General features: G+C 71.9%; 13 protein-coding genes. 11 read left to right on the top strand and 2 right to left on the bottom strand.

From position 1 onward, the window contains the following. Positions 1-4: 4 nt before the first annotated feature. On the bottom strand, positions 5-1,393 hold the full coding sequence (gene lpdA, locus ABFT23_RS17330) for a dihydrolipoyl dehydrogenase (protein ID WP_347897415.1): 1,389 nt from the start codon (positions 1,391-1,393) through the stop codon (positions 5-7). A 137-nt stretch (positions 1,394-1,530) separates the two neighbouring features. On the opposite strand from lpdA, the gene ABFT23_RS17325 reads away from it, so the two are divergent. Next, positions 1,531-1,905 (top strand): hypothetical protein, encoded by a 375-nt coding sequence (locus ABFT23_RS17325; protein ID WP_347897413.1) that lies wholly within the window; start codon positions 1,531-1,533, stop codon positions 1,903-1,905. A 16-nt stretch (positions 1,906-1,921) separates the two neighbouring features. Here the strand turns inward: ABFT23_RS17325 and ABFT23_RS17320 are convergent, their stop codons facing one another. Then, complete coding sequence (locus ABFT23_RS17320; RefSeq protein ID WP_347897412.1) at positions 1,922-3,439, bottom strand: leucyl aminopeptidase; 1,518 nt, start codon at positions 3,437-3,439, stop codon at positions 1,922-1,924. 58 nt (positions 3,440-3,497) lie between these two features. Here ABFT23_RS17320 and gcvT point away from each other — a divergent pair, with 58 nt between their 5' ends. The 10 genes from gcvT to ABFT23_RS17270 all read left to right on the top strand — a co-directional run bounded on the left by gcvT (position 3,498) and on the right by ABFT23_RS17270 (position 14,699). Beyond that, on the top strand, positions 3,498-4,616 hold the full coding sequence (gcvT, locus tag ABFT23_RS17315; RefSeq protein WP_347897410.1) for a glycine cleavage system aminomethyltransferase GcvT: 1,119 nt from the start codon (positions 3,498-3,500) through the stop codon (positions 4,614-4,616). Between the two features lie 2 nt (positions 4,617-4,618). Beyond that, the gene (locus ABFT23_RS17310) at positions 4,619-4,876 is read left to right on the top strand and encodes a hypothetical protein (RefSeq protein WP_347897409.1); all 258 of its coding nucleotides are present in this window, start codon (positions 4,619-4,621) and stop codon (positions 4,874-4,876) included. Next, complete coding sequence (locus ABFT23_RS17305) at positions 4,873-5,709, top strand: PhzF family phenazine biosynthesis protein (protein WP_347897407.1); 837 nt, start codon at positions 4,873-4,875, stop codon at positions 5,707-5,709. The genes ABFT23_RS17310 and ABFT23_RS17305 overlap by 4 nt, the downstream gene beginning before the upstream one ends. 9 nt (positions 5,710-5,718) lie before the next feature. Then, entirely contained in the window at positions 5,719-6,513 is a 795-nt protein-coding gene (locus tag ABFT23_RS17300) for a thymidylate synthase (protein ID WP_347897406.1), read from the top strand. 183 nt (positions 6,514-6,696) lie between these two features. Beyond that, on the top strand, positions 6,697-7,833 hold the full coding sequence (locus ABFT23_RS17295; protein ID WP_347897404.1) for a CDP-glycerol glycerophosphotransferase family protein: 1,137 nt from the start codon (positions 6,697-6,699) through the stop codon (positions 7,831-7,833). Next, positions 7,830-8,321, top strand: coding sequence for a dihydrofolate reductase (locus tag ABFT23_RS17290; RefSeq protein WP_347897402.1), 492 nt, complete (start codon positions 7,830-7,832; stop codon positions 8,319-8,321). The genes ABFT23_RS17295 and ABFT23_RS17290 overlap by 4 nt, the downstream gene beginning before the upstream one ends. 53 nt (positions 8,322-8,374) lie before the next feature. Then, the gene (locus ABFT23_RS17285) at positions 8,375-9,292 is read left to right on the top strand and encodes an LLM class F420-dependent oxidoreductase (protein ID WP_347897400.1); all 918 of its coding nucleotides are present in this window, start codon (positions 8,375-8,377) and stop codon (positions 9,290-9,292) included. A 142-nt stretch (positions 9,293-9,434) separates the two neighbouring features. Beyond that, positions 9,435-10,325 (top strand): 4-hydroxy-tetrahydrodipicolinate synthase, encoded by an 891-nt coding sequence (gene dapA, locus ABFT23_RS17280; protein ID WP_347897398.1) that lies wholly within the window; start codon positions 9,435-9,437, stop codon positions 10,323-10,325. Between the two features lie 38 nt (positions 10,326-10,363). After that, positions 10,364-12,049, top strand: a complete 1,686-nt coding sequence (locus tag ABFT23_RS17275; RefSeq protein ID WP_347897396.1) for a ribonuclease J — start codon at positions 10,364-10,366, stop codon at positions 12,047-12,049. Between the two features lie 175 nt (positions 12,050-12,224). Continuing rightward, the gene (locus tag ABFT23_RS17270) at positions 12,225-14,699 is read left to right on the top strand and encodes an immune inhibitor A domain-containing protein (protein ID WP_347897394.1); all 2,475 of its coding nucleotides are present in this window, start codon (positions 12,225-12,227) and stop codon (positions 14,697-14,699) included. Positions 14,700-14,706 lie beyond the last annotated feature (7 nt).

Genomic DNA, 14,706 nt, shown 5'->3' with positions numbered 1-14,706 from the left:
TCCTTCAGGAGTGGGCGTGCAGGGGCTTGCCGGCGAGGGCCAGGTGGGCCTCGCCGAGGGCTTCGTTCTGCGTGGGGTGGGCGTGCACCAGGGGGGCGACGTCGTCGGCGTGTGCCTCCCACGCATAGATCAGCTGGGCCTCGCCGATCAGCTCACCGACCCGGTCGCCGACCAGGTGGACGCCGACCACGGGACCGTCGGTGCGGCGCACCAGCTTGACGAAGCCCTGGGTCTTGAGGATCTGGCTCTTGCCGTTGCCGCCGAGGTCGTAGGTCAGCGTCTCGACGCCGTCGTCGCCGTAGGTCTCACGGGCCGTGGCCTCGTCGAGCCCGACCGAGGCGATCTCGGGGTGGCTGTAGGTCACCCGCGGGACGGCGGACTCGTCGATGGGCCGCGGGTCGAGGCCGGCGATGTGCTCGGCGACGAAGATGCCCTGGGCGAAGCCGCGATGGGCCAGCTGGAGGCCGGGCACGATGTCGCCGACGGCGTAGACGCCCTCGACGTTGGTGCGGCAGCGGTCGTCGGTGAGCACGAAGCCGCGCTCCATGGCGACGCCGATCCGCTCGAAGCCGAGGCCGTCGGTGACCGGGCCGCGACCGACGGCGACGAGCAGCAGCTCGGCCTCGATCACGTCGCCTCCCTCGACGGTGACGGCGACGCCGTCGTCGGTGGTCTTCACCGACTGGAACGGGGTGCCGGTGCGGAAGGCGATCTTGCGCTTGCGAAAGGCCCGCTCGAGCGCCTTGGACGACGCCTCGTCCTCTGCCGCGACGAGCCGCGGCAGCGCCTCGACGATCGTGACCTCGGCGCCGAAGCTGCGCCACACACTCGCGAACTCGCAGCCGATGACGCCCCCGCCGAGCACGACCACGGAGGCCGGTACACGGTCGAGGCGCAGGGCGTGCTCGGAGGTGAGCACGCGCTCGCCGTCGACCTCGAGGCCGGGCAGCGAACGGGAGTAGGAGCCGGTGGCGAGCACGAGGTGCTTGCCGGTGTGGACCTCGGTGCTGCCGTCGGCGGCGGTGACGGTGACCTCGCGCTGGCCGGTGACCGCGCCGGAGCCCTCGAGGACGGTGATGCCGCGGCCCTTGACCAGACCGGTCAGGCCCTTGAACAGGCGGGTGACGACGCCGTCCTTGTAGGCGTTGACGCCGGCCATGTCGATGCCGTCGAACGTCGCCCGCACCCCGAACTGCTCGGACTCGCGCGCGCTGTCGGCGACCTCGCCGGCGTGCAGCAGCGCCTTGGTCGGGATGCACCCCACGTGCAGGCACGTGCCACCGACCTTGTCCTTCTCGACGAGCCCCACCGACAGGCCCAGCTGGGCTGCGCGCAGGGCGCAGGCGTAGCCGCCCGAGCCCGCTCCGAGGACGAGGACGTCGAAGTCGGTCACGCTGGTCCTTCCGTGCTGGGATGAGCGCTGAGTGTGGGCGCCGGGCACCCATCTTTGCACTACGCGTGACGACGCCGACAAGGGTGCCTCCGGGCGTTGTGCCCACGTTCGGCCGCCGGGCTTGGCAGACTGGACCCATGGGATTCCTCGACCGCTTCCGCCGTGGCCAGAAGACCCGCGTGAGTCGCCCCACCGGCGGCGCCCGCACCGGCAGCACCACGGTCCGCGCCTCCGACAAGGTCGACGCGGAGCACCTCACCACCTGGGTCGCCGAGCGTCACGGCGTCGAGGGCTTCGTCGAGCCCCGCACCGCCGTCAGCGAGGTCACGCTCCTGCTCGTCGCCCACGACGGCGAGTGGACCCGGCGGCGGGTGCCCAACGAGAAGTGGGCGCACGAGTTCTGCAACAAGCACCAGGTGCCGTCCTACGACGCCGGCCTCGTCGGCATCCCGCAGCGGATGCGCGAGTACAACTCGCGCATCAGGGCAGAGCGCCGGCAGCAGGGGTTGTAGCGGGCCGGGCACATCCTCAGGCCGAGAGCGACCGCGCGAACTCGACGAGCGTCGTGACGGCGACGCCGGTGCCGCCGCTGGTCACGTGGCCGTGCGGGCCGCCGGAGTTGAACGACGGGCCGGCGATGTCGAGGTGGGCCCAGGGCAGTCCGGCGGTGAACTGGCGCAGGAAGGCCGCGGCGAACAGGCCGCCGCCCCACCGGATCCAGTCGTGCTGGGCCAGGTCGGCGACCTTGCTGGAGCGGATGCGCTCGTCCATGAACTCCGGGATCGGCATGGGCCAGTGGTCCTCGCCCGCGGCCGTGGCGGCGGCCAGCACGTCGTCGACGACCTCGGGGCTGCCCATGACGCCGCCGACGCGGTCGCCGAGGGCCATGACCATGTGACCGGTGAGCGTGGCGACGTCGAGCACGACGTCGGGCTCCTGCTCGGTGGCCAGCACCAGCGCGTCGCCCAGCACGAGGCGGCCCTCGGCGTCGGTGTTGAGGATCTCGACGGTCGTGCCGCCGTACATCGTGATGATGTCGCCGGGCCGGGTGGCGGAGCCGCTGATCATGTTCTCGGCGAGCGAGGCGTAGGCCGTGACGCGCACCGGGAGGCCGAGGTCGGCGATGGCCAGCGTGGCCGAGACGACGGCGGCCGCGCCGGCCATGTCGGACTTCATCTCACCCATGCTCCCGGCCGGCTTGATGCTGAGGCCGCCGGTGTCGAAGGTGATGCCCTTGCCCACGAGCGCGAGGTGCCTCGGCCCGCTGGCGTCGTCGGGCAGGTCGCCCGGGACGTAGGAGAGCCGGACCAGGCGGGGCGGGGCGTCGGAGGCCCGGCCGACCGCGAGGATGCCGCCGCACCCGAGCTCGGCGAGCTGCTCGTGGTCGAGCACCTCGATCTCGACCTTCGCGGCGCTCCTGGGCCGGGCCGCGACCGCGGCGGCGACCAGGTCGGCGAAGCTCGGCGGGCGCAGGTCGTTGGGCGGGGTGTTGACCCAGTCACGGGTCTGGGCGACGGCGCCGGCGAGCACCTGGGCCTCGGCGAAGGCGGCGACGGCGTCCTTGCGGCGCGCGATCGGACTGAGGACGACGACCTCGGAGGCCCGGCTGTCGCGGTCGGCGTCCTTGGCCCTCTTGTAGGCGGTGAAGGTGTAGCCGCCGAGCGCATAGCCCTCGGTGACGGCGCGCACCAGCTCGGGGGTGTCGGCCGGCAGGGCGAGCGCGACGGAGGTGGCGTTGGCGACCCCGCGGGCCGCGGCGCCGGCGGCGCGGCGGCACGCCTCGGGCGTGGCCTCGGTGCCGAGGCCGACCAGCACGAGCACCGGCGAGCCGATGGTCTTGGACGTCGGCACCTTGACGACCTCGCCGGCGCGGCCCGTGACGCCGAGGCTGGCCAGCATCGGGGCGAAGCGTCGTCCGTAGGCGGCGGCGACGTCGGCCGCGGCCTCGGCGAGCCGGGGCTGCGAGCCGCCCGCCAGCACGCCCGCCACCACCACGTCGGCACGGGTCTTGGCGGGGCTGGCACTGCGCAGGGTCCACGACGTCACCGCGGCAGCCTACGTCCCCGTCGGCCGCGGGCGCGTCGGCGAGGGTAGGTTCGGGCGCATGTCCGAGGACTCACTGCCGCCCGCCCCGTTGCGCTCGCCCCTGCACGACCGGCACGTCGAGCTCGGCGCCAAGTTCGCCGACTTCGGGGGCTGGACGATGCCCCTGCAGTACTCCGGCGTCGTCGAGGAGCACACCGCGGTGCGCACGGCCGTCGGCGTCTTCGACGTCAGCCACCTCGGCAAGGCCGCCGTCACCGGTCCCGGGGCCGCCGCGCTGGTCAACGCGACCCTGTCGAACGACCTCGCCAAGATCGGCCCCGGCCAGGCGCAGTACACGTTGTGCTGCGACGACGAGACCGGCGGCATCGTCGACGACCTCATCGCCTACTACCGCGACGACGAGCACGTCTTCCTCATCCCCAACGCCGCCAACACCGCCGAGGTCGTGCGCCGCCTCCGAGCCGCCGCGCCCGAGGGCGTCGAGGTCACCGACCAGCACCGTGACTTCGTCGTGCTCGCCGTCCAGGGCCCCCGCTCCGACGAGGTGCTCGCCGCCGTCGGCCTGCCCACGGGCCACGACTACATGAGCTTCGTCGAGGCCGACTTCGAGGGCAGCACGGTCACCGTCTGCCGCACCGGCTACACCGGCGAGCGCGGCTACGAGCTGGTCGCGCCCGACACCGTGGGCGTCGCGCTGTTCGACGCCCTGCTCAACGCCGGCGCCCCGCACGGTCTCGTGCCGTGCGGCCTCGGCGCCCGCGACACCCTGCGCACCGAGATGGGCTACCCCCTCCACGGCCAGGACATCCGGATCGACGTCACCCCCAACGAGGCCCGCCTCGGCTGGGCCGTCGGCTGGAAGAAGGACGCCTTCTGGGGACGCGACGCGCTCGTCGCCGAGAAGGAGGCCGGGCCGAGGCGACGGCTCGTCGCCCTCGAGTCGCTCGGCCGCGCGATCCCGCGCCCGCACATGTCGGTCAGCCTCGTGCCCGACGTCCTGCTCGGCGAGATCACCTCCGGCACGTTCTCGCCGACGCTGAAGAAGGGCATCGCCCTCGCGCTCGTCGCGAGCGTGGTCAACCCCGAGGCGCAGGTCGGCGTCGACGTCCGCGGACGCCGGGAGCTGTTCCAGGTGCGGCCGCTGCCGTTCGTCGACACCTCGGTGCGGGGGTCGTGAGCATGAACCTGCCCGAGCAGCCCTCGACCTTCCGCCGCCCGGCGCCGTCCGACCTGCCGTGGCTGTGGCGGCTCGAGACCGCTGACGGCACCGAGGTCGCCGTCGAGGGCGAGCTGGCCGACCAGCGCTTCGCCAGCCAGGCCGACGCCGAGTCGTGGGTCGGCGAGGTGTTCACCGACCTCGCCGCCGCCGGGGTCGACCAGGTCGTGCTGTTCGAGCACGAGCGGCGGGTCTACGGGCCGATGTCGCTGCACCCGTGACGGTCTCGCTGCCGTTCCGCCAGGTCGACGTCTTCTCGCACCTGCCCCTGCTCGGCAACCCGGTCGCCGTCGTCCACGACGCCGACGGCGTCAGCAGTGAGCAGATGGCGGCGTTCGCACGGTGGACCAACCTGTCCGAGACGACGTTCCTGCTCGCCCCGACCACACCCGAGGCCGACTACCGGCTGCGCATCTTCACACCGACCGGCGAGCTGCCGTTCGCCGGACACCCGACCCTCGGCTCGGCCCACGCCTGGCTCGAGGCCGGGGGAGTGCCGCGCGGCGACGACCTCGTGCAGGAGTGCGGTGCGGGGCTGGTGACCGTGCGTCGCGGCGAGCGGCTCGCGTTCCGGGCCCCGCCTCTGGTGCGTTCCGGGCCGGTCGACGACGCCGACCTCGCCACGATCGTCGCCGCGCTCGGCATCGCCGACGACGACGTCGTCGACGCCGCCTGGATCGACAACGGCCCGGGCTGGACCGGCGTCCTGCTGCGCTCGGCCGAGGCGGTGCTCGCCTGCCGGCCGGGCGTCGGGTTCGGTGGGCTCAAGGCGGGCGTGGTGGGGCCCTACCCCGAGGGCACCGACGGCCACGACGGGTGCGCGGTCGAGGTGCGGGCCTTCTACGACGGCTTCGAGGACCCCGTCACCGGCAGCCTCAACGCCGGGATCGCGCAATGGCTCGGCGGTCGGGTGCTGCCGTCGTCCTACGTCGCGTCGCAGGGCACGGTGCTGCAGCGACGCGGGAGGGTCCACGTGACGGGTGGGGGCGGTGAGGTCTGGGTCGGCGGTGACACGTCGACGACGATCACCGGCACCGTCGGCCTGGGCGACTAGCCTGGTCCCGTGCGCGCCTACCTCGACCTGGTCCAGCGGATCCTCGACGACGGCGTCGCCAAGGGCGACCGCACCGGCACCGGCACGCTGTCGGTCTTCGGGCACCAGATGCGCTTCGACCTCACCGAGGGCTTCCCGCTGGTGACCACCAAGAAGATCCACACGCGGTCGGTCTTCGCCGAGCTGCTGTGGTTCCTGCGTGGCGACACCAACGTCAAGTGGCTGCAGGACCGTGGCGTGACGATCTGGGACGAGTGGGCCGACGCCGACGGCGACCTCGGGCCGGTCTACGGCTACCAGTGGCGGTCGTGGCCGACCCCCGACGGCCACCACGTCGACCAGATCGCCCAGGTGGTCGAGCAGCTGCGCGCCGACCCCGACTCGCGTCGTCACGTCGTCTCGGCCTGGAACGTCGCCGACATCCCGCAGATGGCGCTCGCGCCGTGCCACACGATGTTCCAGTTCTACGTGGCCGACGGCCGGCTCTCGTGCCAGCTCTACCAGCGCTCGGCCGACGTCTTCCTCGGCGTGCCGTTCAACATCGCCTCCTACGCGCTGCTGACCCACATGGTCGCCCAGGTGACCGGGCTCGAGGTCGGCGACTTCGTGCACACGCTGGGCGACGCCCACCTCTACACCAACCACCTCGACCAGGCGCGGCTCCAGCTGACCCGCGAGCCCCGGCCCCTGCCGCGGCTCGTGCTCGACCCGTCGGTCACCGACCTCGCCGCCTTCGACCTCGAGCACCTCGCCGTCGAGGGCTACGACCCGCACCCGGGCATCAAGGCACCGATCGCCGTCTGACCGCGCGACGCCGCTGCTGCCCCACCCGCCCCACGAACACCCGGTGCACCGGGTGTTCCTGACGTTCCCGGGCGTTGCAACACCTGAGAGGCGCGAACAGTCCCTGAGAAGCAAGGCAGACCGCCGAGGCGCTCACCGGGCACCTCGGTGTCCGCGCGACGGGCCGAACACTAGGATCGAGGTGTGTCCGAGGTCTCCGTCGTCGCCTACTTCGCCGACGACCCGACCCGTACCTACCAGCTCGTGCAGTGGCTGCCGGTGCTCGAGCTGCTCGACCAGCAGCACCCGGTGGCGCTGGTGCTGCGCGACCCGGCCTCGGCCGACGTCGTCGCGCGGCGCACCGCGCTGCCGATCCGCCTCGTCCCGGGGTTCAACGAGCTCTCCGAGCTGTACGGCGAGCTGGACGCCAAGGTCGCGCTCTACGTCAACAACAGCCCGGCCAACTTCCAGTCGCTCGTCGACGCCCGCATGCTGCACGCGCACATCAACCACGGCGAGTCCGACAAGCAGTCGATGGCCAGCAACAACGCCAAGGCCTACGACCGTGTCTTCGTCGCGGGTGAGGCCGCCGTCCAGCGGCACACCGCCGCGTTGATGGAGTTCGACGCCGCCCGGTTGGTGCGCATCGGCCGGCCGCAGCTCGACCTGCGCACCGAGGCCCTCGTCGACGAGACCGGACGCCGCACCGTGCTCTACGCCCCCACGTGGGAGGGCGACGCCGACTGGAACGACTACACCTCCGTCGCCGCGCTCGGCCGCGAGATCGTCGACGCCGTCCTGGCCGTGCCCGACGCCCGGCTGGTCTACAAGCCGCACCCGAAGATCACCACGAGCCGACGGCCCGACATCCGCGACGCCCACCGCGACCTGCTCGGCAAGGTGGCCGATGCCCAGGAGCGCGAGCCCGACGCCGGCCACCTCGCGATCGTCGCCGGCGACATCCTCGCCGTCATGCCGGTCTGCGACGCGATGATCACCGACGTCTCCTCGGTCGGCCTCGACTGGCTCTACCTGCGCAACGAGAAGCCCATCTTCATCACCGACCCCCACCTCGACGGCGACCGGCTGCGGCTCGACGTGCCCGTCAGCCGCTGCGCCGACGTCGTCGACGCCACCACCGTCGACGGCCTGCGCGACCTGCTCGCCGCCCGGCTCGACGTCGACGAGCACCACCTGGCCCGGGTCGCCATGCGCCACCACTACTTCGACGACGTCCAGGTCGGCGAGAGCACCTCCCGGTTCGTCGAGGCCGTCGGCGAGCTCGTCGCCCTGCGCGACCGGCTGCTGGGCGTCGTCCCCGACGCGGGGCTCACGGCGTGAAGCGGGTCCTCCTCGTCGCCGCGGTCGCGCGCAACGGCGTGATCGGTCACGGGCCCGACATCCCCTGGCGGGTGCCGGGCGAGCAGGCCGAGTTCAAGAAGCTCACCGTCGGTCACGTGCTGGTCATGGGCCGCACGACCTACGAGTCCATCGGCCGGCCGCTGCCCGACCGCACGACGATCGTGCTCACCCGCGACCCCGGCTTCGACCCCGGCCACCCCGAGGTGCGCGTGGCCCGCAGCTTCGAGGCCGCCCTCGGCAAGGCGGCGCTGGTGCCCGAGGGCGAGGTCATCGTCGCCGGTGGCGCCCAGGTCTACGCCGCCGCGATGGGCCTGGCGAGCGAGCTCGTCATCAGCGAGATCCCGCTCGAGCCCGAGGGAGACGTGTTCTTCCCGCGCATCGACCCCTCGCTGTGGGCCGAGGCCGACCGCGAGCGGTTCGAGGGCTACGACCGCGTCTGGTACGAGCGGGTCCACGAGCCCCGCTGACGCCGGCCGGGGGCTCGGCGAGCCCGGACGACCGCGCCTGCCAGGCTGGGGCCATGGACCTGCGCATCTTCACCGAGCCCCAGCAGGGCGCGACCTACGACGACCTCCTCGCGGTGGCGCTGCGCGCCGAGCAGCTCGGCTTCGGCGCGTTCTTCCGCTCCGACCACTACCTCGCGATGGGCGGTGACGGCCTGCCCGGCCCCACCGACGCCTGGACGACGCTCGCCGGGCTCGCGCGCGACACCACCACGATCCGGCTCGGCACGCTGATGACCAGCGCCACCTTCCGGTTGCCGGGGCCGCTGGCGATCACCGTCGCCGGCGTCGACCAGATGAGCGGCGGGCGGGTCGAGCTCGGCATCGGGGCGGGCTGGTTCGAGGCCGAGCACACCGCCTACGGCATCCCGTTCCCGTCGACGGGGGAGCGCTTCGACCGCTTCGAGGAGCAGCTCGCCGTCATCACCGGGCTCTGGGGCAGCGACGGCACCTTCACCCACGAGGGCACCTACTACCCGGTGACCGAGAGCCCCGGCCTGCCGAAGCCGCACCAGGCCAAGCCGCCGGTGATCATCGGCGGACGCGGCAAGAAGCGCACGCCCGAGCTCGCCGCCCGCTACGCCGACGAGTTCAACCTGCCGTTCGCCGACGCCGCGACCACGCGGGAGCAGGTCCAGCGCGTCGCCGCGGCCTGCGAGGCGATCGACCGCGACCCGGCGACGATGGTGTGGTCGAACGCGCTCGTCGTCTGCGTCGGCGCCGACGAGGCCGAGTTCCGGCGCCGCGCCGAGGCCATCTCCCGCGACCCGCAGGAGCTGCTCGAGACGGGGGTCGCGGGCACGCCGGCGCAGGCCGTCGAGGCGCTGCAGCGCTTCGCCGCCACCGGCTCGCAGCGCACCTACCTGCAGGTGCTCGACCTCGCCGACCTCGACCACCTCGACCTCGTCGCCGCGGAGGTCGCACCGCACGTGTGAGCCCGCTGCAGCCTGCCACCCGGGCCGGCGCACCGGCGGAACGCGTCATGCCGTCGAACGGCCCCGGGTGGCGCCGGCGTCCGGGTGGCCCCGGCGACGTGCCGACGCCCTGTCCCCGGTCCGGGGCGGATAGCCTGGTCCCATGACCCAGAGCGCTCCGTTCGGCACCGTGCTCACCGCGATGGCCACGGCGTTCGCACCCGACGGCTCGGTCGACCTCGAGGCCACCCAGGGCATCGCGCGCCACCTCGTCGCCCACGGGCACGACGGCCTGGTCGTCTCGGGCACCACGGGCGAGTCGCCGACCACCACGAAGGAGGAGGACGGCGAGACGCTCACCGCCGTCCGCGAGGCCGTCGGCCCCGACGTCCACCTCGTCGCGGGCGTGGGCACCAACGACACCAGCACCTCGATCTGGCTCGCGCAGCAGGCGCGCAAGTGTGGCGCCGACGGCATCCTGCTCGTCACGCCTTACTACAACAAGCCCGGCCAGCGGGGAATCCTGCACCACTTCCGTCAGGTCGTCGACGCCGCCGAGCTGCCGGTGATGCTCTACGACGTCCCCGGACGCACCGGCAGCGCCATCGACCTCGCCTCCTACGAGCAGATGGCCGGGTGGGAGCAGGTCGTCGCGGTCAAGGACGCCCTCGGCGACTTTCCGCGCGCCGCCCGCATCACCCAGCTCGGCTACGCCCTCTACTCCGGCGACGACGTCAACACCCTCGGCTTCCTGGCCCACGGCGCCTGCGGTGTCGTCTCGGTGGCCGGCCACGCGGCCGGCACCGAGATCGCCCGGATGATCAGCACCTTCCAGTCCGGCGACCACGCCGGCGCCCTGGCGATCTACCAGCGCCTGCTGCCCGCGTTCGCCGCGATCATGGGCGTGCCCAACTACGGCGCCACCACGGCCAAGGCGGCCCTCGAGCTGCTCGGCGTGCTCGACAACCGCCGGGTGCGCTCGCCGCTCGTCGAGCTCGACGACGACGAGGTGGCCGCCCTGCGGGCCGGCCTCGACGCGTCGGGCCTCCTCTGAACCCTCACCCCTGCACGAGACTCGGTTAGGAACACCCCTTGTCGCACCCGCACCCCGAGCTGTCCGCGCCCCCGACGCTGCCGAAGGGCGGGCTGCGCGTCATCCCGATCGGCGGTCTGGGCGAGGTCGGCCGCAACATGACCGTCTTCGAGTACGCCGGCCGGCTGCTCATCGTCGACTGCGGGGTGCTCTTCCCCGAGGACCACCAGCCGGGCGTCGACCTGATCCTGCCCGACTTCGGGCCCATCCGTGACCGCCTGGCCGACGTCGAGGCGCTGGTGCTCACCCACGGCCACGAGGACCACATCGGCGCCACGCCCTACCTGCTGCGCGAGCGCCCCGACATCCCGCTGGTCGGGTCCGAGCTCACCCTCGCGCTGCTCGACAGCAAGCTGCGCGAGCACCGGCTGCGCGAGACCGTGCACCACAAGGTGAAGGAGGGCCAGAAGCTCCTGCTCGGGCCCTACGAGCTGGAGTTCGTGGCGGTCAACCACTCCATCCCAGACGCGCTCGCCGTCGTCATCCGCACCGGCACGGCCACCGTGCTGCACACCGGCGACTTCAAGATGGACCAGCTGCCGCTCGACGGCCGCATCACCGACCTGCGGGCCTTCGCCCGCCTCGGCGACGAGGGCGTCGACCTCTTCCTCACCGACTCCACCAACGCCGAGACGCCGGGCTTCACGCCGTCGGAGAAGTCGATCACCCCGGTCATCGACCAGGTCTTCCGTGACTCCAAGCAGCGCATCATCGTGGCCTGTTTCGCCTCGCACGTGCACCGCGTGCAACAGGTGCTCGACGCCGCCGTGGCCAACAACCGCAAGGTCGCCTACGTCGGCCGCTCGATGGTGCGCAACATGGGCATCGCCCGCGACCTCGGCTACCTCACGGTGCCCGGAGGCACGCTCGTCGACGCCAAGGAGCTCGCCGACCTGCCACCCGAGCGCCAGGTGCTGATCTCCACCGGCAGCCAGGGCGAGCCGATGAGCGCACTCAGCCGCATCGCGCAGCGCAACCACAACTTCGTGCACATCGAGGACGGCGACACCGTCCTGCTCGCCTCGAGCCTCATCCCCGGCAACGAGAACGCCGTCTACCGGGTCATCAACGGCCTCGCCCGCTGGGGCGCCAACGTCGTGCACAAGGGCAACGCGCACGTGCACGTCTCGGGGCACGCCTCGGCCGGCGAGCTGCTCTACTGCTACAACATCGTGCAGCCCCGCAACGTGCTGCCGGTGCACGGCGAGATCCGACACATGCTGGCCAACGCCGAGCTCGCCCGCGCCACCGGCGTCGAGAACGTCGTGGTGGCCGAGGACGGCGTCGTGGTCGACCTGGTCGACGGCGTCGCCTCGATCGTCGGCAAGGTCGAGTGCGGCTACGTCTTCGTCGACGGCCAGTCGGTCGGCGACATCACCGAGGCCGACCTGAAGGACCGCCGCATCCTCGGCGAGGAGGGCTTCATCTCGGTCATCGTCGTCGTCGACTCGGTCTCCGGCAAGGTCAGCGCCGGGCCGGAGATCCACGCGCGGGGCTTCGCCGAGGACGACTCCGTCTTCGACGCCGTCAAGCCCTCGATCGTCGACGCGCTCAACGCCGCCCTGGCCGACGGCACCACCGACACCCACCAGCTGCAGCAGACCGTGCGCCGCACGGTCGGGCGCTGGGTGAGCGGCAAGCACCGCCGGCGTCCGATGATCATCCCGGTGGTCGTCGAGGCCTGAGGATTTCCCGCGGCGGGCCGACACCGTTGCAGAGATTTGACCTTGAACTCCTTCCCAGGAGAGCCGGGATCGGCTTAGTGTCGAGAGGTTGGTCGCAGGGGGAGACCTCTCCCCGACGTGCCGGCACTCTCGAATTCTCGGTTCCTCGGATTCTCGGATTGGAAGGTACGTACGCGTGCGCAGAACTACGCTCGCGCTCGGCTTGGTCACCTCGGTGACGGGCCTGGCGCTGATGATTCCCGGGGCGTCCACCGCCGTCCCGGTCGCCTCGGCGAGCCCGATCGGCTCGGCAGGCACGGCGGGTCCCGACGAGGCCTCCTCGGAGGCCGGCACCCACGTGATGCCCAACCCGCTCAGCGACAAGCAGACGGCGCTGCGCGAGCAGGCCGTCGCCGACGTGATCAGCGGCGCGGCCACCCCGCAGCAGGTCAACGGCACGACCGTCGTCAAGACCGGCCGTGAGCAGTCGGCCGCCTCGGCCAACGGTCAGCGCGGCACCCGCGGCGCCGCCGCCAAGCAGGACCAGTACGTCCAGCTGGAGAACGAGGGCACCGACCGGGTCTTCGTGCTGCTCGTCGAGTTCGGCAACCAGCGGCACCCCGACTTCCCCGACGCCGACGTCGACCCCGCCAAGGAGGGCCCGGTCAAGTTCGACGGTCCGGCCTTCAACGAGATCCCCAAGCCGGGCCCCGACGACAACAGCACCGGCTGGCAGAAGAAGTACACCAAGAAGTATTACCGCGACCTCTACTTCGGTGAGGGCAAGGGCGTCGAGTCGCTCAAGACCTACTACGAGAAGCAGTCCTCGGGTCGCTACAGCGTCGACGGCGACGTCACCGCCTTCGTCAAGGTGCCCTACAACGAGGCCCGCTACGGCCGCCCGTTCAACGGCACCTTCGAGGGCGCGTCCTGCACCGTCACCTCCAACGTGTGCTCCAACACCTGGGCCCTGCTCGAAGACGGCATGAAGCAGTGGGTGGCCGACCAGAAGACGGCCGGCAAGACCGACGCGCAGATCAAGAAGCTGCTCGCCACCTACGACCAGCAGGACCGCTACGACTTCGACGGCGACGGCAACTTCAACGAGCCCGACGGCTACATCGACCGCTTCCAGATCATCCACGCCGGTGGCGACGAGGCCGACGGCGACCCGATCTACGGCGAGGACGCCATCTGGAGCCACCGCTGGTACGCCCGCTACGGCGACCAGGGCCGCACCGGCCCGGCCGACAACAAGCTCGGCGGCATCCAGATCCCCGGCACGGGCATCTGGATGGGTGACTACACCATCCAGCCCGAGAACGGCGGCCTGTCGGTCGTCGCGCACGAGTACGGCCACGACCTCGGCCTGCCCGACCACTACGACACCGCCGCCAGCGGCGACAACCCGGTCAGCTGGTGGACGATCATGGCCCAGAGCCGCGTCTCCGCCGCCGGCGACCAGGGTCTCGGCACCCGTGCCGCCGACCTCGGCGCGTGGGACAAGCTGCAGCTCGGCTGGCTCGACTACGAGACCGTGGTCGCCGGCCAGAACCGCACCCTCGAGCTCGGCCCGCACGAGTACAACTCGGCCAAGGCGCAGGCGGTCACCGTCGTCCTGCCCGACAAGCAGGTCTCGACCTCGCTGCCCGCGCCCTCGGCCGGCAGCAAGCAGTGGTGGAGCGGCGCCGGCGACGGCTACACCGCGACCATGAGCCGCACCGTCGCCGTCCCGGCCGCCGGAGGCACGCTCACCGCCAAGGTGGCCTACAACATCGAGGAGGACTACGACTACGCCTTCGTCGAGGTCCAGGACCCCGCCGGTAGCGGCACCTGGACGTCGGTGCCGACCACCTCGGTCGACCCCGACACCGGCAGCGCGGCCGAGAACGGCATCGACGGTCTCAGCGCCACCTACAAGCCGCTGAGCGTCGACCTCGCCCCCTACGCCGGCAAGAGCATCGGCCTGCGCGTGCGCTACTCCACCGACGGCGCCGTCCGCGGTCAGGACCCCAGCCTGGGCTGGAGCGGCATCCTGGTCGACGAGATCAAGATCGTCTCGGGCAGCACGGTCGTGCTCGACGACGGTGCCGAGACCTCGCCCAACGGCTGGACGCTGAGCGGGTTCACCTCGGTCGGTGCGTCGTTCTCGACGGCGTTCGACCAGTTCTACCTGGCAAGCAACCGCAGCTACGTCTCGTGGGACAAGTACCTGCAGACGGGTCCGTACAACTTCGGCGACCCGGCCCGGCCCGACTACGCCGAGCACTTCCCGTACCAGGACGGCCTGCTCGTCACCTACTGGGACACCTCCTACAGCGACAACAACACCAGCCAGCACCCCGGTAGCGGCCTGATCCTGCCGATCGACGCCAACCCGCGAGTCAACTACAACCTCGAGGGCCAGGCGTGGCGCGGACGCATCCAGAACTACGACGCGCCGTTCGGTCTGCAGAAGTCCGACTCGTTCAACCTGAGCGTCAACGGCAAGCCCAGCTACATCCGGGGCGCCGACGCCGTCCCGCTGTTCGACGACTCCAACCCGAACCGCTACTACCAGCCGTTCGTCGACGGCGGTCTGCCGCGGGTCGGCGTCAAGACGGCCGGAGCCGGTGTGAAGATCCGGGTGCTCGAGCAGAACGGCACCACGATGAAGATCCGGGTCAACTGACCAGGGG

This window comes from Nocardioides secundeburneus (assembly GCF_039939255.1).
Lineage (GTDB): Bacteria > Actinomycetota > Actinomycetes > Propionibacteriales > Nocardioidaceae > Nocardioides.
Note: the sequence above shows the minus strand (reverse complement) of the source record. Positions and strands in the feature narration are given on the sequence as shown.

Excerpts from the sequence above, each read along its gene's own strand:
- ABFT23_RS17325 (WP_347897413.1), top strand. The coding sequence starts at position 1,531 with ATGGGATTCCTCGACCGCTTCCGCCGTGGCCAGAAGACCCGCGTGAGT.
- gcvT (WP_347897410.1), top strand. The coding sequence starts at position 3,498 with ATGTCCGAGGACTCACTGCCGCCCGCCCCGTTGCGCTCGCCCCTGCAC.
- ABFT23_RS17310 (WP_347897409.1), top strand. The coding sequence starts at position 4,619 with ATGAACCTGCCCGAGCAGCCCTCGACCTTCCGCCGCCCGGCGCCGTCC.
- ABFT23_RS17285 (WP_347897400.1), top strand. The coding sequence starts at position 8,375 with ATGGACCTGCGCATCTTCACCGAGCCCCAGCAGGGCGCGACCTACGAC.
- dapA (WP_347897398.1), top strand. The coding sequence starts at position 9,435 with ATGACCCAGAGCGCTCCGTTCGGCACCGTGCTCACCGCGATGGCCACG.